Genomic DNA, 22,476 nt, shown 5'->3' with positions numbered 1-22,476 from the left:
ATAAGGGAGTAAAAGGAGATTTAAGAATGAATGATGTTCTGAACGTTGCCGAGATCTTTGGTGAAGATGTCTTCAATGACAAAGTTATGCTGGAGCGTCTTCCTAAAGCGGTGTACAAGAAGCTTAAGAAGACCATTACAGAGGGCTATGAACTTGACCCTACTATTGCTGACTCCGTCGCTCAGGCGATGAAAGAATGGGCATTGGAGCATGGCGCTACTCATTACACTCACTGGTTCCAGCCTTTAACAGGTATTACTGCCGAAAAGCATGATTCTTTTATTTCTGCAGCTGATCAGAACGGCAAGGTCATCATGGAGTTCTCCGGAAAAGAACTTGTCCGCAGTGAAGCAGATGCATCATCATTCCCATCAGGCGGATTACGTGCAACATTTGAGGCCAGAGGCTACACCATCTGGGATTGCACAAGCCCTGCATTTCTTCGTCACGAGGGTGACAATAACGATATCGTCACTCTGTGTATTCCTACATCTTTCTGCTCCTTTGGAGGTGAGGCACTTGATACCAAGACTCCGCTTCTTCGTTCCATGCAGGCTGTTAGTGAGCAGGCCATTCGTATTCTCAGACTATTCGGAAATACAACATCAAAAACAGTTAAGCCTTCAGTCGGCGCAGAGCAGGAATACTTCCTTGTAGACCGAAACAAATATCTGAAGCGCAAGGATCTCATATATACAGGACGTACTCTGTTTGGAGTTATGCCGGCCAAGGGACAGGAACTTGACGATCACTATTTCGGCTCTATCCGTCACAGAATTGCAGAGTTCATGCGTGATATCGATGTGCAGCTCTGGAAGCTCGGAGTGACAGCAAAGACCGAGCATAATGAGGTTGCTCCTGCACAACATGAGCTTGCGCCTGTTTATGATGAGGCTAACCTTGCCGTTGACCACAATCAGCTTGTCATGGAGATTATGAAAAAGACTGCTCCAAAGCATGGTCTTGAGTGTCTTCTTCACGAGAAGCCGTTTGAAGGAATCAATGGTTCAGGAAAGCATAATAACTGGTCTCTTACAACTGATGACGGAATCAATCTTATGAGTCCCGGTGAGACACCTCACGATAATATTCAGTTTCTTCTGATTCTTGCATGTATTCTTGCGGCGGTTGATAAACATGCAGATCTTATGAGACTCAGTGCAGCGGATGTTGGAAATGAACACAGACTAGGCGCTGATGAGGCACCACCAGCCATCATCTCAGCATTTATCGGTACACAGCTTGAAGATGTGGTACAGCAGCTTATAGGTACAGGTTACGCTACAAATTCAAAGAAGGGCAAGAAACTTCCTACCGGTGTAAATACCATGCCGGATCTCTATGCCGATGTTACAGACCGTAACCGTACATCACCTTTTGCATTTACAGGAAACAAGTTTGAGTTCCGTATGGTTGGTTCAAGTGATTCTATCGCTGAGGCCAATATCATTCTGGATTCAATCGTTGCGGAGCAGTTTAAAGAGGCTGCAGATGTTCTTGAGAAGTCATCTGATTTTAAGACGGCCTGCCACGACTACATAAAGAAACTTCTTACAGAGCATCAGAGAATCATCTTTAACGGAAACGGATATAGTGAAGAGTGGGTAAAGGAAGCTGAGAGACGCGGACTTCCGAATCTTCCGTCCATGGTTGATGCTATTCCTGCTCTTACTACAGAGAAGGCTGTTAAGCTATTTAAGGAATTTGGAATATATACACAGTCAGAACTTGAGAGCCGTAAGGAAGTTGAGTATGAGCACTATGTAAAGGTGACCAATATTGAAGCCCGTGCAATGATCAATATATCAGGAAAGCAGATCATACCTGCAGTTATTCATTACACAACCAGACTTGCGGATTCTGTCAATAAGGTTATGGCGGCCTGCCCTGATGCTGATGTTTCGGTTCAGAAGACACTTCTTTCAAGAGCTTCAAAGCTCCTTGCAGACATGGAGAAAGCCCGTACAGATCTTTATGATAAGGTAGAAAAGTACGGAAAAGAAAAGAACGCAGAAAAGAAGGCACATCAGTATCATGATGTTATTGTACCTGCCATGAAGGCACTTCGTTCACCTGTTGATGAGCTGGAGCAGATTGTGGATAAGGATCTCTGGCCATATCCAAGCTACGGTGATCTTATCTTTGAAGTTTCAGAGCCGTAATATTCTAAAAAACATTTTCGTATGTCAGAAGGCGAAAGCGCCGGAAGTATGAATTCTGAATTGTAATTGTAATAGTTTGGCTGCATTTACACCGTCAATCGTTCCTTAAGAGGGATGATTGACGGTTATTTATTATGGGAAGGAAAGTATACAGGCGTGGCATAATGCCACAATCATTGCACAGACGCATGAACCGGTGGGGTTGATACTTACATCAAAAGTATCAATGGATCATCTGCAATTAATGACAAAATAAACAGACTGCTTGTGCCGGAGATAAAACAATGGTATCATGTTCAAAAGCTGAAACAAAAGAGATGTTATGAACAAAAACGGTTGAAATAGACGGATGATAAGAAGAATAGAGGAATAAATATGAGTAAGGCAGGCAGAGAATCAATAATTATATTGCGCACTCTATATGAGAATAAGGAAAGCACACAAAGAGATATTGCACTTCAGCTGGAAGTATCCCTGGGAAAGACCAATAAGCTTATATCGGAAACGGTTGAGGAAGGTCTTCTTTCAAAGGTTGAGAGTTCTGAGGGGCGTGGACGTAATGTTTCATACGAACTTACCGAAAAAGGAAAAAAACTTTTGGAAAAGTACAGAGTTGACAGGGCACTTATTCTTGCTTCAGGTTTCGGCTCCAGATTTGTTCCGCTTACCTACGAAACACCCAAGGGACTGCTTGAGGTTTTCGGGGAGCGAATGATAGAGAGACAGATCAGGCAGCTCCACGAAGTGGGAGTCAGAGACATTACCATCATGGTGGGATACCTGAAAGAAAAGTTTGACTACCTCATAGACAAGTATGATGTAAAGCTTATTTACAATCCGGAATTCAGCAGCAAGAATACTCTGGCCACTATGCATCATGCAAAGGATTTTCTTAAGGGGAAAAACTGCTATATTCTGTCTTCCGATAACTGGATGAGGAATAATATCTATCATAGCTATGAGGCCGACGCCTGGTATGCGGCTACTTTTATGAATGGAGAAACCCGTGAGTGGGCCATGGAAACAGGCAGGAACGGTGCCATTAAAGAGGTTCATGTCGGAGGATCAGACAAGTGGTGTATGTACGGCCCCGTATACTTCACAAAGGAATTCTCTGATGCATTTCTGCCGCTGATCGAAGCGTATTATAAGATGCCGGGCACAGAGCAGTTTTATTGGGAGGATGTTCTCATCAGAAATCTCAGAAACCTGCCGGATATATACATTAACAAGCGTCCGGATGGAGAGGTATACGAGTTCGAGAACCTTGAAGAGCTTCGTTTGTTTGATGAGAAATATATTAATGACTCTGGCTCTCGTGCCATGCAGCTGGTTTCCGATGTTTTCGGTGTTCCGGAATCCGGTATAGTGAATATCAGGTGTCTGAAGGCCGGAATGACCAATAAGTCATGGTATTTTAATATATCTGATGATCCTGAGATTCCTGAAAAGTTCAGAGGTAAAGCGTATATCTGCCGTATTCCCGGACCGGGAACCGAAAAACTTATCAACAGACGTCATGAGGGTGATGTCTACAAGGCAGTAACCGGACTTGGCATTACTGAAGAACTTGTTTACTTCAATGCAGAAAACGGCTATAAGATATCAAGATACTATAACGGTGCAAGGAATGCAGATTACACCATTGAACAGGAGCTCACAGCGTGTATGGCCATGCTGAAGAAACTTCATAATTCGGGCATAAAGCTTAATCATGAATTTGACTTCAGACGTGAGCTTCTCGGATACGAAAAGGATATAAGAGAGGTTAATGCTTCGGTTCCCTATGAGGACTATCCGACAGTCAGAATGCAGGCTGAAGAGGTTCTTGGATGGCTGGAATCTCTTAACAGACCTAAGACTATAGCACATATTGATTCTGTAAAGGACAACTTTATCTTTACGGACGAAGGACTCAAAATGATAGACTGGGAGTATGCGGGTATGGCTGATCCGCTTGTTGATATTGCCATGGCGGCTATATACTCCTATATGACATATGAGGAAACCGGAAAACTCATAGAAGTATATGCCGATGCTTCGGAGGGTTCGGGCGATAGGCATAACGGCGATTTCATTGTCGCTTATCGTGATGTTCTGGATGGCAAAAGCGCTGAAGTGTTCGGTGAAAATGGAGGAATTGCACTTAATGGCGAGAATTACACCGATGCATATGCGATAGTTGTTGCGTATATGGGTATGGGCGGACTTCTTTGGGCTCTATGGGGTGTTTACAAAATGGCTCTTGGAGAATCTTTCGGGGACTATACACTCAAGATGTACCGTTACTTTAAAGACTCCTATAAAATCTTACGAAAATTAGAAAAAATTTAATGTAATAGAAAAGGACGTACGCTTTAAGGCGTGATATTATTTAAGCATATAATAGCGGAGGACTTATGATTATGAATATGAAGGGTAAACTTGGTGTTGTTGGTCTGAGTCTTGCCATCGGTTGTGCGGTTATCGCGCCCACAGCATTTGCGGGGTGGGGTCAGAAGGACGGAAAATATTATTATGTTGATGAGTCTACTAACAAGACCATCAAGAACAAGTGGATACATACATCATCCGGATATTACTACATCGGAAGTGATGGTTATATGGTTACCGGTTGGAAGAAGATCAATGATAACTGGCATTACTTCAGAAGCAACGGTCTCATGGCTACAGGCTGGAGGCAGATAGAAGACAAGTGGTATTATCTTCAGTCTGACGGTGTTATGCAGACAGGCTGGCTGAAGCTTACCGAGAACAACAATGTAAGATGGTATTATCTGAAGACGGACGGTTCCATGGCTACAGGCTGGATAGAACTTAATGATAAGTGGTATTATTTCCAACCGGGTGACGGAACTCTGATTATGGATTCCTGGGCAAAGATCGATGACAACTGGTACAGATTTGAGTCTAACGGTGTTATGCAGACAGGCTGGTATTCCAATAACGGAGCATACTACTACCTCAATACAAAGGGTGTTATGCAGACGGGCTGGAAGACGGATACATCAGGCAATAAGTATTATCTTGATAAAGAAAACGGAAAGATGGCTCAGGGCTGGAAGACCATAGATGATGCGAAATACTATTTCGCACAGAACGGAAAGATGGTTAAGGGCTGGCTGGAGTCAGAAGGTTCATATTACTATCTTGATAAGGAAAGCGGAAAGATGGTTAAGAACAAGACGCTTACCATCGATAGTAAAGAATATGACTTCAACAGTGACGGAGTATGTACAAGTTCAGTGAACGGTATCTCTGTGACACATGCGGCCACAGGAACGACACAGAGCTCACAGTCAGAAACCACTTCTACCACAGGTACCACAAGTACAACTAACGGAAGTACCACTACAACTACTACAACAACCACAACCGTTACAACAAATACAACAAACAATACCGGAAGCTCGGCTACATATACTTCTCCGGTATCCACATCAGGAACATCAACAGTGACTTCACCGGATACTTCAGGTTCAACACAGACTGTGACCGGGACAACTCCGGGATCATCATCTGGCAATAAAGTTGTTGCAGGTACTGAGGCTCCTTCATCTACTACAACTTCAAGTTCAGGAAGCAGTTCCTCAAAGACCGTTGTGACCAGCGATTCTGCAACACTTGATGAGGGACTTATCGTAGGACCAAAGTGATTTACGGAAGATTTGATTGAAGTTCATCCGGACCGGAGTATTGATGGTTTTTATCCGTTTTCATTGGGAACGTACCTTTACATCGGAGGAGACAAGAGGATACCGGTATAATCAGTGTTTTCCGGAAGATTTCTTTTGCCAAAAACATATGGCAGAGTGTATTATTATACGGGATCAGGCATATGCGTCTGGTCCCGTTGTTGTATGTTTAGAGACACGACTATAAACTTTCAGGCAAAGGCGTAATGCCAAAGCAATGTGGAATAACTATGTTAGATGATTATATTAAGGCCAAGCATCTTGGCGACGGACAGTACAGGAAGGATGTGACAGGAGGTCGATATCCTTATCTTACAGCACTGGATGATATCATTTCCCAAAGTGTGATTACTGCGGAGAATCGTATGGGAGTTATGGAGATACCCATATCTGCCATCGCAGGCACTAAGACGAGAGGAAGACAGGAATCCTTTGCGACGAATTTCATGCCTATATTAAGCCCCAAAACAGAGTTTGCGATGAAGTGGGGAATACTCTATGATGCTGCAGTGGATCAGGGTATCAGGGATGCTATACTCGTGTATGAGTATATGAACAGATTTTATGTTCAGGAAGGTAATAAGAGAGTTTCGGTTTCAAAATATAACGGAGCAGTATCCATTGTTGCAGATGTCATAAGATTAATGCCTGAGAGAAACGGAACCAAAGAAAATAATATATATTATGAGTTTGTTGAGTTCTTCAAAGCCGCAGGTTTTTATGGTATCAGATTTTCCGAAGAAGGACAGTATCAGAAACTTTGTGATGTTTTGGGACTTCCGATGTCCAGACCATGGGACAGTGATACACGTAAGAGCGTAAAATCCGCTTTTGACAGATTTTCCGATATTTTTGACAGAAAGGGTGGAAATCGCCTTGAAGTCACACGGGGCGATGCCTTTTTACTTTATCTCAAGGTTTACGGACTTTACAATATTCAGGATGTTTCCAATACAGCGATAGAAAGTAATCTCGATCAGATATGGAGGGAATTCCTGAAGAATCCGGATGATGTCAGTCTTGTGAAGGATCCGGATGTACTTGAAAACAAAGAAAGAAAAAATCTTTTCAACATTTTCGCTGCTCAGGACAAGGGATTCAGAGGTGATACCCTCAAAATCGCATTTATCTATGAAAAGAGTGCCGAGACCTCAAGTTGGGCATACGGACATGAGTTTGGAAGACATTATCTTGATGATAAGTTCGGCGACCGTATAAATACCTTCAGGTTTGAGAACTGCGAGACCCCGGAACTTGTATCGGAAGCGATTGATGCAGCGGCCGATACAGGGGCGGATGTTATCTTCACTACCACAGGGATGATGATTGATGCATCTGTAAAGGCACAGATAAAGCACCCGGATATTTATATTCTAAACTGTTCAGTAAATACAAATTACAACACCATCAGAACCTACTACGGACGTATGTATGAGGCAAAGTTCCTTATGGGAGCTCTTGCAGCTTCTGTTACTGATGGACATGATATAGGCTATGCCGAACTTTGCCCTCAGTATGGAACTCTTGCCAATGTTAATGCATTTGCCATAGGTGCCCAGATGGTGAATCCATACGCACGCATACACCTTAAGTGGACCGCACTTAAGGGAAGAGACTGGAAGCGGGAACTGAGAGATGAGAACATCATGACGATTTCAGGTCCCGAGCTCACACCACCAAAGAAGATATCCAGAGAGTTCGGAGTGTATATGGTGGCTGACGGAGACGTGGTTTCCAATATTGCTATGCCGATATTTGACTGGGGTAAATATTATGAGATCATAATCAATTCCATTCTAGGAGGGACATGGGGAAACTCAATGCTTACCAGGGATAACAAGGCGCTTAACTTCTGGTTTGGCATGAAGTCGGGAGTCATAGATGTGATTCTTTCAAGACAGCTCGGATATGCCTCGAGAAAGATGCTGAGAATTCTTAAAAAGGGGATCATGGATGATGGAATCAATCCGTTTGACGGAGAACTCTACAGCCAGACCGGACTCATAAAGGGAGAGGATTCTCCGGCACTGACAGGAGAAGAGATTGTGAATATGCATTGGCTAAATGACAACGTTATCGGTACTGTGCCCAGTATGGAGGCATTTGACGAAAGAGCACAGGAGCTTATGCGCATGAGTGGATTTATGGTGAATAAGGGGGAGCAGGCAGATGAAGGTACTTCTGATAGCCGATGAAGAAGATAAAGCGCTCTATGATTATTATGACGAGTCTAAGCTTAAGGATACTGATCTCATCATTTCGGCTGGGGATCTGAGCTCAAAATATCTTGAGTTTCTTGTGACTGTCGGACATGCACCTCTTATATATGTTCCGGGTAATCATGACTCATATTATGTTAATGAGCCGCCTCTTGGATGTGACTGTGCGGATGACAGAATATATGACTATCACGGGCTTCGGATTCTGGGGCTTGGTGGTTCCATGAAATACAAGGATGGCCCGTATATGTATACGGAACGGGATATGGAGAAACGTATTGACCGGTTAAGAGGGAGTATAAAGCTTCACAATGGATTTGATATACTGCTGACCCATGCACCGGCAAAGGGATACGGAGATATGGAGGATCTTCCTCACAGAGGCTTTGAGTGTTTCAATGAGCTTATGGAAAAGTATCATCCTAAGTACATGATTCACGGTCATGTTCATAAGTCATACGGTGACTTCTCGCGTGTCCGTACACATCCGTCGGGTACTGTCATTATCAATGCCTATGAAAAGTACAATCTTGACCTGAAGAAAGGAGACCATCCCGAGGAGGGCAAGACAGGATCCTTCCTGTATGATCTTTATAAGAATGTATCTATGAGTAAAACAAGAAGATGATACTAAAAAATATTTGGAGAATATTATGATGATAAAAAACGACTGGGAAACTCCGCTTGAATCTGAGTTTTCCAAGCCTTATTATAAAAAGCTGTATGACAGGGTGAATGAGGAATATAAGAGAGAAACTATTTACCCGCCTGCCGAGGATATATTCAATGCTTTTGAATTTACACCTTTGGCTAAGGTAAAGGTTGTCATACTCGGACAGGATCCTTATCATGAACCGGGGCAGGCGCATGGATTATCATTTTCCGTTAAACCTGATATAGATATTCCGCCATCACTGGTTAACATTTATAAAGAACTTAACAGTGATCTGGGATGCTATATACCCAATAACGGATATCTGAAAAAGTGGGCCGATCAGGGAGTTATGCTTCTTAATACGGTGCTTACAGTACGTGCACATCAGGCCAACAGCCATAAAGGCATAGGATGGGAAGAGTTTACGGATGCAGCGATAAGAGTGCTTAATGAGGTTGACAGACCTATAGTGTTTATTCTTTGGGGCAGACCTGCGCAGATGAAGGCGGAGATGCTGGACAATCCGAAACATTTGATCCTGAAATCACCGCATCCAAGCCCGCTGAGTGCATACAGAGGATTTTTCGGATCCCGGCCTTTTTCAAAGACAAACAGGTTTCTTGAGGAACATGGTCTCGGGCCTATAGACTGGCAGATCGAGAATGTTTAAATATATTGACTAGGAGAGTAATATGAGTTTTGTTGAGATACTTAAGGTAATTGTACTTGGTCTGGTAGAAGGCTTCACGGAGTGGCTTCCGGTTTCTTCTACAGGACATATGATTCTTGTAAATGATATAATCCGGCTCCGCCAGCCGGCAGAATACTATGAGGTATTTGAGGTTGTTATACAGCTTGGCGCTATCATGGCTGTTGTAACTGCGTTTTTTCGCGAGCTGTGGCCATTCACCGAGACAAGAAGAAGCAGGGGAATCACACTTGTACCGTCAAAGGTAGAGCTTTGGATAAAGATAATCGTGGCATGTATTCCGGCAGCGGTTTTCGGGCTCCTGCTTGATGATTTCCTGGATACATACCTCTACAACGGATTTGTTGTTGCACTTATGCTTATTATCTACGGAGTGCTGTTTATCATTGTTGAGAGGAGAAATGAACAGAAGGAGTTCACTATCAGAAGTATAGGCGAACTTGATCTGAAGACAGCTGTCTATATAGGTCTGTTCCAGTGTCTTGCACTTGTGCCGGGTACTTCAAGATCCGGCGCCACTATCATTGGAGCTATGCTGCTTGGCGTTTCAAGAACAGCGGCTGCCGAGTTTTCATTTTTTCTTTCGGTTCCCGTTATGTTCGGAGCAAGTTTCCTGAAGCTTCTGAAGAGAGGAGCCGGGTTTGATACTATCCAGTGGTTCTATATGATACTCGGTATGGTTGTTGCATATATTGTCAGCATCTATTGTATTAACTTTTTGATGAGATATATACGTAAGAACAGTTTCTCACTTTTTGGCTATTATCGTATAGTTTTGGGGGCTATCGTACTCATCTGGTTTGCGGTATCAAAGGCACTTTGATGGTGTAAGAAATACTTAAGAGGGACGTAACTGATTGTCGGTTGCGAGCCCTCTTTTTTTGTTCTATGCTCATGCTAAGTTTATAAGCAGGTATGTCTCAGCCGAATTAAAGTATGGGACAGACATTTATGATATATGCATGGAGCAGGGATGCTACATGTAAGTGGGTTAAGTGTTTTTGAAAGAGGAAGAAATGAAGAGGATCAGAGTAGCTTTTACGGCAGCGGTTATGTCGCTTTTTATGGGTATGACGGCATTGGCTTCGACTGAAATAGGTTTGAATCTTGATTGGAAATATGCGGACAATTCAAAGATCAATACCGGTAAAGCTACGCTATATACCAGCGGGGCTGCTGAGAAGAAGGATATTACAGTTGCGGTAGATGCAGGTCATGGAACACAGGGAGGTGAGTCCCAAAAGGTTTTGAGTCATCCTGACGGAAGCGCAAAGGCTAATGGCGGCAGTACTTCGGAAAGTGCGGTAGATGCGGGGATGACATTCCCGGATAAGACCACAGAGGCATCAGTTAATCTCGCAGTGGCAAAGAGCTTTGCAGAGAAGCTTCTGGATGACGGATATGATGTTCTTATGATAAGAGATGGAGAGGATGTTCAGTTGGACAATGTTGCCAGAGCAGTGCTTGCAAACAACAAGGCAGACTGTCATATATCCATACATTTTGATTCTTCATCCAAGGATAAAGGCGCTTACTATATAAGTGTTCCGGACGCAGTCAAAGGCAAGGAGCCTGTCGCTTCCTACTGGAAGAAGTCTGAGAGACTGGGTGAAAGTCTGATTTCGGGACTTGAAGCTACGGGAACCAGGATTCATTCCGGTGGAAGTAAGGATGAAGATCTGGTGCAGACTGCGTATTCGACCATTGCATCCGTCAGCATCGAGCTTGGAGATAAGGCGACGGATCATTCACAGGCTGCATGCGACAGATTTGCTGAAGGACTCCTTTTGGGCGTAAATGAATATTACGGATTTGCGTGATTGCACATTCAGCTCTCATCACAGAAGACGGTAAAAAGATCGTCTCCTGCGATGAGAGCTTTTGTGTTTTTCTGAATAAAAAAACATAAAGTAATCTCAGGGTAGTGAAACAGGAGAAGATGATAGCAGTTTCATCCGCGGCAGCATTGGAATTTCTAAAACCAACACAATCCGTTACTTACATTTACAGGAATTTTGGCCTCTGTTATAATTTTCGGGAATCACTGCTTTATCGGAGAAAGATAAAGTGTAACAATTGAACAGAGGTTAGATATGACAGTAGAGCATTTATCAAGCATTTTCAGTCTTTTTGGTGGACTGGGGATGTTTCTTTACGGTATGACGGTTATGAGTGACGGAATGCAGAAGGCTGCCGGATCACGGATGTCGAAATTTTTGGATGTGGTCACCGGAAACAAAATAATGGCTGTTATTCTGGGAGCCGGAATTACGGCGCTGATACAGTCGTCTTCAGCCACCACGGTCATGGTGGTCGGATTTGTCAATGCCGGTGTTATGAATCTTTCTCAGGCTGTTGGAATCATTATGGGCGCCAATATAGGAACAACTATCACTGCATGGATGGTTTCACTTACGCAGATTTCCAGCGATATGCTTACGGTTTTAAAGCCGGATTTCTTCGCGCCGGTGCTTGTGGGAGTCGGAGCTTTTCGTATTCTGTTCGGGAAAAAAGGAAGCGATGACCTGATTGGTGATTTCTGTATCGGTGTCGGTTTTATATTTATCGGACTCGGATTTATGTCCGGAGCGGTAGCACCCTACGCAGATTCTCCCGTCTTTTCAGAAGCGTTCAGAACAATCGGAAGCAATCCTGTACTAGGCATACTTGTAGGCGCTGTTGTTACCGGCGTTATTCAATCATCTGCGGCATCGGTGTCTATACTTCAGACCCTTGCACTCGCAGGTGCAGTTCCAAGAGTATCGGGTTTTTACATTACCCTTGGACAGAACATCGGAACCTGTATAACGGCGATGCTTTCTTCCACTGGAACCACAAGAACAGCAAAGAGAGCAGCTGTTATTCATCTTCTGTTTAATGTTTCGGGTGCAGTGCTCTTTGGGATCATTATCTTTTCGGGTTCTTTTATGGCACCGGAGTTTTTCATGGGAAAGCTTACACCGGTTGAGATATCGGTATTTCATACCATATTCAATATTCTCTGCACTGTGGTTCTGTTTCCACTAGGTGATTTTCTTGTCAATCTTTCGGGTGCCATAGTGCCTGAGGCAAAGAAAGAAGAAGGAGATGAAACTGTTGAGGACAAGCTTAATCAGGAGGCACAGAGGCTGCGCCGTCATCTCGACGAACGTATCCTTGAATCTCCGGCCATAGCTATTGCTGCAACCAAGAGCGAAGTGGTGAATCTCGGACGTGTGGTGGCCGTAAACATTAGCACAGCCTGCAATTCACTTGCCCTTGACGATGATGAGACTATACAGACTGTTTATGACAGGGAAAAGATCATCGATCATATGACGAATCTTCTTACGGACTATCTTATAAAGATTGATAAGCTATCTCTCAGTGATAAGCAGAAGCTTCAGGTGACTACCATGCTCAATGCTCTTACTGACATTGAAAGGGCAGGAGACCATGCTGAAAACATTGCAGAAAAGGCTAAGTATGCCAGGGAGCATAATGTATCCTTTACAGCAGAGGGAATCGAGGATCTGAAGAGAATTTCAGGAAAGGCCCAGGAAAGTTACAGTCTTTCACTTAACGCTTTTGAGGATGACAGTATAGATGAGATGGTGGATACTGCGAGAACAGAGGATCAGGTTGATGCCATGGAGCGTGAGATGAGACAGAATCATATGCAGAGACTTTCCATGGGCGAATGTACTACAGATGCGGGCATAGTTTTTCTTGATGTTATAGGAGACCTGGAGAGAATCTCCGATCATGCGGACAATATCGCAGCTTATGTAAAGCAAATGATATGATTCTGATGAAAAGAAAAGTCTGATATCAGTCGGATGATATCCGGGAAATCAGAATACATACTGCTGTTGCATGGGAGGCAGGATAACTATGGAGTTATTCGATGAGAAATTGTGACCTATTGATATGAAAGTGATATGACCCGGTGGGCTTAATTGCCTGCCGGGTTTGCTTTTGTGGAAATTGCATATATTGGAATACATTGTAGATAAAGAGAAGGGAATAAAAGTACGGAAAGCCGGTCATGAGAGTGAAAAATACATTAGCTGAACCGAAAAATGGAAGAAATTTAATCCTATAGTTAGATAATTCACAAATATGTGTGAAATATTTCACAAAAATGGGGTTTTGCACTTGCAAAAATACATTCTATGGCATACAATGAGTGTGCTGATGAGGAAAACAGCTCAACAGTATGATGCACCTGGGATATGTAAGTCGTGCATCATAGGTGAGTGTGAAAAAAGTTTCCACTTACATTAACTACATATCATTTAAAGTATCAGGAGGATATTTACTATGGCAGTTAAAGTTGCTATTAACGGTTTTGGTCGTATCGGTCGTCTTGCATTCAGACAGATGTTTGGTGCAGAGGGATTTGAAATCGTTGCAATCAACGATCTTACAAGCCCAGAGATGCTTGCACATCTTCTTAAGTACGACAGCACACAGGGTCGTTACGAGCTTTGTGACAAGGTTTCTTTCGGTGAGGATTCTATCACTGTTGACGGAAAGAAGATCACAATATACAAGGAAGCAGACGCTAAGAACCTCCCTTGGGGAGAGCTTGGTGTAGACGTTGTTCTTGAGTGTACAGGTTTCTATACAAGCAAGGATAAGTCACAGGCACACATCGATGCAGGTGCTAAGCACGTTATCATTTCTGCTCCTGCAGGTAATGATCTTCCTACTATCGTTTACAATGTAAACCACCAGAACCTTACAAAGGACGACAAGATCATTTCTGCAGCTTCATGTACAACAAACTGCCTTGCTCCTATGGCTAAGGCTCTTAACGATCTTGCTACAATCAAGTCCGGTATCATGTGCACAATTCACGCTTACACAGGTGATCAGATGACTCTTGACGGACCTCAGAGAAAGGGTGACAAGAGACGTTCACGTGCAGCAGCATGCAACATCGTTCCTAACTCTACAGGTGCAGCAAAGGCAATCGGCCTTGTTATCCCTGAGCTTAACGGAAAGCTCATCGGTGCTGCTCAGCGTGTTCCGACACCTACAGGTTCAACAACTATCCTTACAGCAGTTGTTGAAGGAAATGTTACAAAGGATCAGATCAATGCAGCTATGAAGGCAGCAAGCAACGAGAGCTTTGGTTACAATGAGGACGAGATCGTTTCATCTGATATCGTTGGAATGAGATTCGGTTCATTATTTGATGCAACCCAGACAATGGTTCTTCCTCTTGACAACGGAACTACACAGGTACAGGTTGTTTCATGGTATGATAACGAGAATTCATACACAAGCCAGATGGTTCGTACTATCAAGCACTTCGGAAGCCTTCTTAAGTAATTATCCTTGAAAGATAAATAAGACATGACTTTGATGAGGTCCGGCCTATATGGGCCTGGGCCTCTTTGTTTGCCTAAAAAACCAAAAATATAACGATATTTGACAATAAACTGAAGATTTGGGCTTTTGCTTTTGTCGAAATACACAAAATACAGAAAAATTCTTTTATAATATCAAGAGAAAAAAACAGGAGAGATATTTCTCTCAAAAAGGAGATTCATATGGCAGGTTTAAACAAGTTAACAGTCGATGATATCGATGTTAAGGGCAAGAGAGTTCTTTGCAGATGTGACTTTAATGTTCCTCTTAAGGATGGAAAGATCACAGATGAGAACAGACTTGTAGCAGCTCTTCCAACAATCAAAAAGCTTATCGCTGACGGTGGAAAGGTTATCCTTTGCTCACACCTTGGAAAGGTTAAGACAGAGGAGGATAAGCCATCAAAGACACTTGCTCCTGTAGCTAAGAGACTTTCAGAGCTTCTCGGACAGGAAGTTAAGTTCGCTGCTGATCCTGAGGTTGTTGGTGCCAATGCCAAGGCTGCTGTAGCAGAGATGAGGGACGGAGATGTTATCCTTCTTGAGAACACACGTTACAGAGCAGAAGAGACAAAGAACGGAGAGGCATTCTCAAAGGATCTTGCTTCTATCGCTGATGTATTCGTAAATGATGCATTCGGTACAGCTCACAGAGCACACTGCTCAAATGTTGGTGTTACTCAGTTCCTTAACGGACCTCACGCTGTTGGTTACCTTATGCAGAAGGAGATCAAGTTCCTTGGACAGGCAGTAGAGAATCCGGTACGTCCATTCGTAGCTATCCTTGGCGGTGCTAAGGTTGCGGATAAGCTTAACGTTATTTCAAATCTCCTTGAGAAGTGCGATACACTTATCATTGGCGGAGGTATGGCATATACATTTGCCAAGGCTCAGGGCTATGAGATCGGTACTTCGCTTTGCGATGAGACTAAGGTTGATTACTGCAAGGAGATGATCGAGAAGGCAAAGACACTTGGAAAGAAGCTTCTTCTTCCTGTTGATGCTGTAACAACAGATCATTTCCCGGAGCCAATTGATGGTGCTATCGATACAGTAGTAGTTGATATTGACAAGATTCCTGCAGACAGAATGGGTATGGATATCGGACCTAAGACACAGGAGCTTTATGCAGAGGCAGTTAAGTCAGCCAAGACTGTTGTATGGAACGGACCTATGGGTGTATTTGAGAATCCTACACTTGCAGCCGGAACAAAGTCAGTAGCAAAGGCTCTTGCAGAAACAGATGCTACAACAATCATCGGTGGCGGTGATTCAGCAGCTGCCGTTAACCAGCTTGGATATGGCGATAAGATGTCACATATTTCTACAGGTGGCGGTGCTTCTCTTGAGTTCCTTGAGGGTAAGGAGCTTCCGGGTGTAGCTGCTGCAGACGATAAGAACTGAGATAACAATGATGTCTTTCCGGAGGACAGATGATAAGAGATAGTGCTTCATGCAGTTCTCCGGAGAAGAAAATTAATTATATAGAAGATTTCTATTGCGTGTATTTTATTCTTATGAATAGGATACATGCGGAATGGAGTTTATAATGAGAAAGAAGATTATCGCCGGAAACTGGAAGATGAATATGGTGCCATCAGAGGCTGTTAAGCTTGTTGAGACATTAAAGCCACTTGTTCAGAATGATGACGTAGATGTAGTTTACTGTGTTCCTGCAGTAGACATTGTTCCGGTAGTTGAGGCTGTAAAGGGTACAAACGTTCATGTTGGTGCTGAGAACCTTTATTTTGAGGATAAGGGAGCATTCACAGGTGAGATTTCAGCAGATATGCTTCTTGATGCAGGTGTTGAGTATGTTATCATGGGACACTCTGAGAGAAGAGGTTACTTCCATGAGACAGATGAAGATATCAACAAGAAACTTTTAAAGGCTCTTGAGAAGGGGCTTAAGCCTATCGTATGCTGTGGTGAGTCTCTTGAGCAGAGAGAGCAGGGCATCACTATGGACTGGATCAATATGCAGATTAAGGTTGCATTCCAGGGTGTAAGTGCTGCACAGGCTAAGGATGTTGTTATCGCATACGAGCCAATTTGGGCTATCGGAACCGGAAAGACTGCTACTGTTGAGCAGGCTGAAGAGGTTTGCAAGGGTATCCGTGAGACAATCTGTGCTATCTACGGAACAGATACAGCTGAAGCTATTCGTATTCAGTATGGCGGATCTATGAATGCCGGAAACTGCAAGGAACTCCTTGCTCAGCCGGATATCGATGGTGGACTTATCGGAGGCGCTTCACTTAAGCCTGACTTCGGAACCATCGTTAACTACAACAAGTAATCGGCTTTTTTGACTGGCTGATTTACTTATATCTTCCTGAGAAGACCGATCACATATTATGTGGTCGGTCTTTTTATGGTTGCCGACTAACTGATAGAAAGAAAATTATTTGCATGTAAACAGTTCTATTGATGCTTATTAGTGAATAGACTACGACTTATAAAATAGAAAATGAAAAGAAATCTGGTGGATCAGTTTATTGAATTATATCCTATAGAATAGATTATTCTTTTGTAAGTATCATCCAGGGTGATATGTACAATAAGCCTGTTATCAAGTACTGTGTCAATGAGAGTGATATCAGAGTTGTTTGAAATCTCAGCAGAATCAAACTCAGGCAGTGACAAAAGACGTGTACTTTCATCAGAGAATTCCGTGTCGGAAAGAGTTTCACCAAGGCTCATGTGGAAACTGTTTTCAAGAATACTGCTATACTTATAGTAACGATAGGAAATGTTGGAAGCGTCAGCCGCGATAATATCCGGAAAAACAGCATCTACAGTATCTCTTGTTATAGCATCGATATCATCATCGAACTTCATATAATTATGAACTTCAGTTGTGCCGGAACAGTATGGTGGCAGTATACAAAGGAATACAGTGGCAATGATTCCTATGATGAGAGAAGGAAATGAGATCGCTGTGAAGAACTTTGTCCATGAGCGGGATTCATATGTTCTTGCCCATAATCCGAGAAGACCTGTAAAAAACGGTAGAAACAGGCTTAGGTAAAGAAGATTTAAAACTGTAGCTTTCTCGAATGTGAGCTTTGGAAATCTCATTGACCAGAAAAACATAGAAAAAAGAAAGATGAATATCTGTAAGGATATTCCAAAAACAAGGTCGTATGTAAGCCAGTCACGCCAAAGAGGCTTCATGTTATGAGTGTTGTTCTTGATATGTTTTTTTATATTGAAATGATTGTTCACTTATATCACCTTATTCTGTGTGCAAATATGGCTTCATTATATTATATAAAAAATGCAGCCACCGTAGTGACTGCATTATAATAACACATTTTGTTATGTTGTTCAAAAATGAAGCATTACTGCTCCCATGGAAGCTCCGGCTTTCCGAAGTGACCATAGCTTGAAACAAGGTTGTAATCAACATCACGAAGCTTAAGAGAATTGATGATACCCTTTGGTGTAAGGTCATAATTGTGCTTGATGTCATCCCAGATCTTGTTGCAATCTTCCTTTTCGGTTCCGAAACAATCAACATAAACGGATACAGGCTCTGCAACACCGATGGCATAAGCAAGCTGAACCTCACAACGGTCAGCCTTGCCGGCTGTAACGATGTCTCTGGCAATCTTACGGGCCATGTATGCTGCGGAACGGTCAACCTTACTTGGGTCCTTTCCTGAGAAAGCTCCGCCGCCGTGATGAGCAGCTCCGCCGTAAGTATCAGCGATGATCTTACGTCCTGTGAGACCGGAATCAGCAAATGAAGAACCGAGAACAAAACGTCCTGTAGGATTTACAAGTATTCTGAAATCCGTATTGAGAGAAAGTTCTTCAGCAGTTTCCTTCATGATGGCTGAAACAATCTCTCGTACCTTATCAAGAGATGTTTCCTCAGCGTGCTGTGTAGAAATAAGGAAAGTATCGATACGATGAGTCTTGTAATCGAAAGATACCTGCGCCTTCGCATCCGGACGAAGAGTCTTGAATCCATCCTTTAAGTTAAACTCACGAAGTTTGAGAAGTGCTCTGTTTGAAAGAACATAAGGGATAGGAAGAAGTTCTTCTGTTTCATTGGTGGCATATCCGAACATCATTCCCTGGTCTCCGGCGCCATCATTGTCTACGCCCATGGCGATATCAGGTGACTGCTTGGAGATGAGAATACGAATGTTGTACTTATCTATATCTGTGAGACCAATTTTCTTAAGAACGTCACGTGTGAGTTTCTCGTAATCAGGGTCATAATTGGTTGTAACCTCACCAAGAATTGTGATCTCGAAGTCCTTGATTGTTGTTTCTGCAGCTATACGACCTGCTTTGTCATGCTGAAGAATATCGGTTACGATCGCATCTGAAATCTGGTCACAGATTTTATCAGGATGTCCGTTGGATACCTGCTCTGATGAAAATAACATATAAAAAATCCTTTCTGACGCATAGCGTCCTGGTGTTTCGAAAATGAAAAACGGATGAGTCTGTCTATTTACAAAAGAAAAAGCCCGTCGAACAATCGACCGGCTCATAATAAGCATCCTCTTATTGTTCGAAACAAAATTAGTTCGCTCAGGTTAGCACCTTCCGGTTTTCCCGGGGTTGCTGCGGTTTCATAGCTCCTATGTAGCTCCACCGACTCTGAATAAGTATTCATTTGTACGGGATATTGTAACATTTCATTTCTATTTGTCAATATCTATATTAAATCAGCGTTCTCCCATACTGTTTACCCATATAGTTTTCATCGGCATACGTCTGATATTTATAAATGTCAGTCAGAGAATTATTTAAAATGTGGTCAGAACTCTTGTCAAACTGTAGTCAAAGTATATTTGCAGAAAAGGTTCTGTCGGAAGAAGCATATATTACCGATGACTATGACATGGAAACCATGTGTATTCTTGTTGATATATTCTATCGAAATCTATCTTAACAGCAATGTTTAAATTCTTGATTATTTAATGTATACTTATGTTTAATTGTCTATCTTCTCACAGTTTTATTCGGGTAAGGATAGCATTTGTACAGGTTAGAACAGTACAAAAAATGAGGGGTACCTCTGAATTTAGGGAGATGTTCATATGCCAATTAAAGTACAGAATGATTTACCGGCAAAACACATACTGGAAAGTGAAAACATTTTTGTTATGGACGAGCAGCGTGCCCAGTCTCAGGAGATACGACCGCTGAAGATATGCATTCTCAATCTGATGCCTTTGAAGGAAGACACAGAACTGGATATCCTAAGGGTATTATCCAATTTTCCTATCCAGACTGAGATAACATTGATGAAAGTTGCCACCCATGAGTCGACACATACTGCGGCGTCCCATCTTAATAAATTTTATGTTACCCTGAGCCAGATAGAGAATGAGAGATTTGATGGTCTTATCATTACCGGTGCTCCGGTGGAAAAGATGCCTTTTGAAGAGGTTGAATACTGGGATGAACTGAAAAAGATCATGGAGTGGTCAAAAACACACGTATTTTCTACATTCCACATATGCTGGGGGGCTCAGGCCGGACTTTACTATCATTATGGTATAGAGAAGGTTATGCTTCCAAAGAAGCTTTCCGGTATATACAGACATAAGGTTCTGCACAGGAAAAAAATGATAATGCGTGGTATGGATGACTATTTTTATGTTCCTGTTTCCCGATATACAGGTATTGACGAAGAAGCGGTGAGGAGCAATCCTGAGCTATATGTGGTTGCTGAGTCAGAGAAACCGGAAGATGGAGGGACATATATGGTTCTCGCATGTTCCAGCCGACAGATATTTATCACAGGTCACTCTGAATATGACAAGTATGATCTAGATAAGGAATATAAGAGAGACCTTAAAAAGGGGCTTAATCCTGATATCCCTGTAAACTACTATCAGGATGATGACCCGTCAAAGGAGCCGATACTCAGCTGGAGATCCACATCAAATTGCACCTACACCAACTGGCTTAATTTCGTATATCAGGAAACACCATATGATCTTAATGAACTTAAACCTGTGGAGTATGACAGTTATGTAGAAGGCGATCACCTTCAGGAAAGAGATACAACTCTTACTTTTAGAAAAAATATTTAAACAGAAATTGGAGACATCATGGACGTATTGGAAAGATTTATCGAGTATGCAAAGATTGATACACAGTCAAGCGAGGAGACAGGAACACATCCTTCAACTGAAAAACAGTTCGATCTTGCAAGACTACTGGAAAAGCAGATGAAGGAGTTGGGGATTGAGAACGTACATCTCAGTGAACACTGCTATGTATTTGGAAGAATTCCGTCAAATCTCAGCCCTGAAGAAGGTAAAAAGACACCAAAGCTTGGATTCATAGCACATATGGATACTTCACCATCCGCAAGTGATGAGGGGGTAAACCCAAGAGAGATTAAGAATTATCAGGGTGGAGATATTGTTCTCAACAAGGAAAAGAACATTGTACTTTCACCTAAAACGTTCCCTAAGCTTGAAACTATGATTGGTGATGATCTCCTGGTTACAGACGGAACAACACTCCTTGGCGCAGATGACAAGGCAGGTGTTGCAGCTATCATGGCTATGGCGGAGTATCTTCTTCAGCATCCTGAGTTAAAGCATGGAGAGATTGAGATTGGTTTTACACCGGACGAGGAGATAGGTGAAGGGCCTATGTTCTTTGATGTGGCAGACTTTGGAGCAGATGTGGCATACACTGTTGATGGTGGTACCATTGGTGAGATAGAATATGAGAATTTCAATGCTGCATCCGGTAAGGTCAGCATAACAGGTGTTAATGTTCATCCCGGAGATGCAAAGAATAAGATGGTAAATGCAGCGCTTGTTGCTATGGAGTTTGATGCACTGCTTCCTGACGAGCGCCCGGCAAACACAGAAGGATATGAGGGATTTTTCCATCTTACGGGAATAAACGGAGATGAGGCATGTACCAATATGAGTTACATTATCCGTGATCATGATAAGGCGAAATTCCTCGAGAAAAAGGAAATCTTTCGGAAAGCAGCTGATAAGCTGAATGAGAAATATAAGGATACTGCGGCAAGTGTTGAGGTCATTCTGAAAGATCAGTACTTTAATATGAGAGAAAAGATTGAGCCGGACAATATGTATCTTATAGATGCTGCTGAAGAAGCGTTCAGAAAGGCAGGAGTTGAGCCTAAGACAGTTCCTATCAGAGGCGGAACAGATGGAGCGCAGCTTAGCTTCAAGGGTCTTCCGTGTCCGAACCTTTCAACAGGTGGTGAGAACTATCATGGCATCTATGAGTATCTTAATATCAATTCCATGAGAAAGATGGTTTCGGTACTTACAAATCTTGCTACAGATATGGTTGGAAAGAATAAATAATGACAAAACAAAGGACCCTTCCTCGAGGGTCCTTTCTAAGTATTTAAAATTGTTTCTTAATCTATATTCAATTTTTCAACTAACTAATACAACGGGGTAGTCTCCCTTCTTTGTATTAGGTATATACAGTTTCTTCGATGACGGCTTTGTGCTCGTCTCACTTATATACCTTGTAAAAATTTAAAATAAAATAGATTCTAAGATTTTATTCTTAATACTTATTGTTTACCGGAACGATGGTATCTGGCTTCAAGAAGGTTAAATAAATTGGAGAAACACTCCTCAGTTGAATAACATGACCACTTAAAGTGCTGTTATCGCTTTTCCTAAATTACCTTACCTGAAGCA

The 22,476-nt window shown here is 42.5% G+C and carries 16 protein-coding genes and 1 riboswitch; of the genes, 14 read left to right on the top strand and 2 right to left on the bottom strand.

What is annotated here, in order from left to right; all coding sequences use genetic code 11:
* Positions 1 to 26 precede the first annotated feature (26 nt).
* The 12 genes from BM294_RS07210 to tpiA all read left to right on the top strand — a co-directional run bounded on the left by BM294_RS07210 (position 27) and on the right by tpiA (position 17,096).
* Positions 27 to 2,162 carry a glutamine synthetase III family protein gene (locus BM294_RS07210; RefSeq protein ID WP_091206231.1) on the top strand — a complete coding sequence of 712 codons (2,136 nt, stop codon included), beginning with the start codon at positions 27 to 29 and terminating at the stop codon, positions 2,160 to 2,162.
* Between the two features lie 375 nt (positions 2,163 to 2,537).
* Positions 2,538 to 4,496, top strand: coding sequence for a sugar phosphate nucleotidyltransferase (locus BM294_RS07205; protein WP_091206229.1), 1,959 nt, complete (start codon positions 2,538 to 2,540; stop codon positions 4,494 to 4,496).
* Positions 4,497 to 4,561: 65 nt separating this feature from the next.
* Positions 4,562 to 5,818 (top strand): PspC-like choline-binding domain-containing protein, encoded by a 1,257-nt coding sequence (locus BM294_RS07200; RefSeq protein WP_091206226.1) that lies wholly within the window; start codon positions 4,562 to 4,564, stop codon positions 5,816 to 5,818.
* A 269-nt stretch (positions 5,819 to 6,087) separates the two neighbouring features.
* Positions 6,088 to 8,052 (top strand): BMP family ABC transporter substrate-binding protein, encoded by a 1,965-nt coding sequence (locus BM294_RS07195; RefSeq protein WP_091206224.1) that lies wholly within the window; start codon positions 6,088 to 6,090, stop codon positions 8,050 to 8,052.
* Entirely contained in the window at positions 8,027 to 8,704 is a 678-nt protein-coding gene (locus BM294_RS07190; RefSeq protein WP_091206221.1) for a metallophosphoesterase family protein, read from the top strand. The genes BM294_RS07195 and BM294_RS07190 overlap by 26 nt, the downstream gene beginning before the upstream one ends.
* 22 nt (positions 8,705 to 8,726) lie before the next feature.
* On the top strand, positions 8,727 to 9,401 hold the full coding sequence (locus BM294_RS07185; RefSeq protein WP_091206351.1) for a uracil-DNA glycosylase: 675 nt from the start codon (positions 8,727 to 8,729) through the stop codon (positions 9,399 to 9,401).
* Positions 9,402 to 9,423: 22 nt separating this feature from the next.
* Positions 9,424 to 10,263: an undecaprenyl-diphosphate phosphatase gene (locus tag BM294_RS07180; protein ID WP_091206218.1), complete on the top strand. Its 840-nt coding sequence runs from the start codon at positions 9,424 to 9,426 to the stop codon at positions 10,261 to 10,263.
* 193 nt (positions 10,264 to 10,456) lie between these two features.
* Positions 10,457 to 11,260, top strand: coding sequence for an N-acetylmuramoyl-L-alanine amidase family protein (locus BM294_RS07175; RefSeq protein WP_091206214.1), 804 nt, complete (start codon positions 10,457 to 10,459; stop codon positions 11,258 to 11,260).
* 273 nt (positions 11,261 to 11,533) lie between these two features.
* Positions 11,534 to 13,225 (top strand): Na/Pi cotransporter family protein, encoded by a 1,692-nt coding sequence (locus BM294_RS07170; protein ID WP_091206211.1) that lies wholly within the window; start codon positions 11,534 to 11,536, stop codon positions 13,223 to 13,225.
* A gap of 517 nt (positions 13,226 to 13,742) precedes the next feature.
* On the top strand, positions 13,743 to 14,759 hold the full coding sequence (gene gap / locus BM294_RS07165; protein WP_091206208.1) for a type I glyceraldehyde-3-phosphate dehydrogenase: 1,017 nt from the start codon (positions 13,743 to 13,745) through the stop codon (positions 14,757 to 14,759).
* A gap of 221 nt (positions 14,760 to 14,980) precedes the next feature.
* On the top strand, positions 14,981 to 16,201 hold the full coding sequence (locus BM294_RS07160; protein ID WP_091206207.1) for a phosphoglycerate kinase: 1,221 nt from the start codon (positions 14,981 to 14,983) through the stop codon (positions 16,199 to 16,201).
* A 142-nt stretch (positions 16,202 to 16,343) separates the two neighbouring features.
* The gene (gene tpiA, locus BM294_RS07155) at positions 16,344 to 17,096 is read left to right on the top strand and encodes a triose-phosphate isomerase (RefSeq protein WP_091206349.1); all 753 of its coding nucleotides are present in this window, start codon (positions 16,344 to 16,346) and stop codon (positions 17,094 to 17,096) included.
* A gap of 191 nt (positions 17,097 to 17,287) precedes the next feature.
* Here the strand turns inward: tpiA and BM294_RS07150 are convergent, their stop codons facing one another.
* Complete coding sequence (locus tag BM294_RS07150) at positions 17,288 to 18,025, bottom strand: hypothetical protein (protein ID WP_091206204.1); 738 nt, start codon at positions 18,023 to 18,025, stop codon at positions 17,288 to 17,290.
* A gap of 116 nt (positions 18,026 to 18,141) precedes the next feature.
* Positions 18,142 to 19,200 (bottom strand): methionine adenosyltransferase, encoded by a 1,059-nt coding sequence (gene metK / locus BM294_RS07145; RefSeq protein WP_091206202.1) that lies wholly within the window; start codon positions 19,198 to 19,200, stop codon positions 18,142 to 18,144.
* 118 nt (positions 19,201 to 19,318) lie between these two features.
* Positions 19,319 to 19,428: riboswitch (SAM riboswitch) on the bottom strand.
* Between the two features lie 432 nt (positions 19,429 to 19,860).
* Between metK and BM294_RS07140 the strand changes: the two genes are divergently transcribed.
* Together BM294_RS07140 and pepT are read left to right on the top strand one after the other, a co-directional pair.
* Positions 19,861 to 20,862 carry a homoserine O-succinyltransferase gene (locus BM294_RS07140; RefSeq protein WP_091206199.1) on the top strand — a complete coding sequence of 334 codons (1,002 nt, stop codon included), beginning with the start codon at positions 19,861 to 19,863 and terminating at the stop codon, positions 20,860 to 20,862.
* A gap of 18 nt (positions 20,863 to 20,880) precedes the next feature.
* Positions 20,881 to 22,128 (top strand): peptidase T, encoded by a 1,248-nt coding sequence (gene pepT / locus BM294_RS07135; RefSeq protein ID WP_091206196.1) that lies wholly within the window; start codon positions 20,881 to 20,883, stop codon positions 22,126 to 22,128.
* Positions 22,129 to 22,476 lie beyond the last annotated feature (348 nt).

It is taken from the genome of Oribacterium sp. WCC10, assembly GCF_900113415.1.
Classification (GTDB): domain Bacteria; phylum Bacillota; class Clostridia; order Lachnospirales; family Lachnospiraceae; genus Oribacterium.
This window is presented reverse-complemented; position numbering and strand designations above follow the sequence as displayed.

Bases quoted from the DNA above. Each gene is read 5' to 3' on its own strand.
- BM294_RS07210 (WP_091206231.1), top strand. From the start codon at position 27: ATGAATGATGTTCTGAACGTTGCCGAGATCTTTGGTGAAGATGTCTTC.
- BM294_RS07205 (WP_091206229.1), top strand. From the start codon at position 2,538: ATGAGTAAGGCAGGCAGAGAATCAATAATTATATTGCGCACTCTATAT.
- BM294_RS07200 (WP_091206226.1), top strand. From the start codon at position 4,562: ATGATTATGAATATGAAGGGTAAACTTGGTGTTGTTGGTCTGAGTCTT.
- BM294_RS07195 (WP_091206224.1), top strand. From the start codon at position 6,088: ATGTTAGATGATTATATTAAGGCCAAGCATCTTGGCGACGGACAGTAC.
- BM294_RS07190 (WP_091206221.1), top strand. From the start codon at position 8,027: ATGAAGGTACTTCTGATAGCCGATGAAGAAGATAAAGCGCTCTATGAT.
- BM294_RS07180 (WP_091206218.1), top strand. From the start codon at position 9,424: ATGAGTTTTGTTGAGATACTTAAGGTAATTGTACTTGGTCTGGTAGAA.
- BM294_RS07175 (WP_091206214.1), top strand. From the start codon at position 10,457: ATGAAGAGGATCAGAGTAGCTTTTACGGCAGCGGTTATGTCGCTTTTT.
- BM294_RS07170 (WP_091206211.1), top strand. From the start codon at position 11,534: ATGACAGTAGAGCATTTATCAAGCATTTTCAGTCTTTTTGGTGGACTG.
- gap (WP_091206208.1), top strand. From the start codon at position 13,743: ATGGCAGTTAAAGTTGCTATTAACGGTTTTGGTCGTATCGGTCGTCTT.
- BM294_RS07160 (WP_091206207.1), top strand. From the start codon at position 14,981: ATGGCAGGTTTAAACAAGTTAACAGTCGATGATATCGATGTTAAGGGC.
- metK (WP_091206202.1), bottom strand. From the start codon at position 19,200: ATGTTATTTTCATCAGAGCAGGTATCCAACGGACATCCTGATAAAATC.
- BM294_RS07140 (WP_091206199.1), top strand. From the start codon at position 19,861: ATGCCAATTAAAGTACAGAATGATTTACCGGCAAAACACATACTGGAA.
- pepT (WP_091206196.1), top strand. From the start codon at position 20,881: ATGGACGTATTGGAAAGATTTATCGAGTATGCAAAGATTGATACACAG.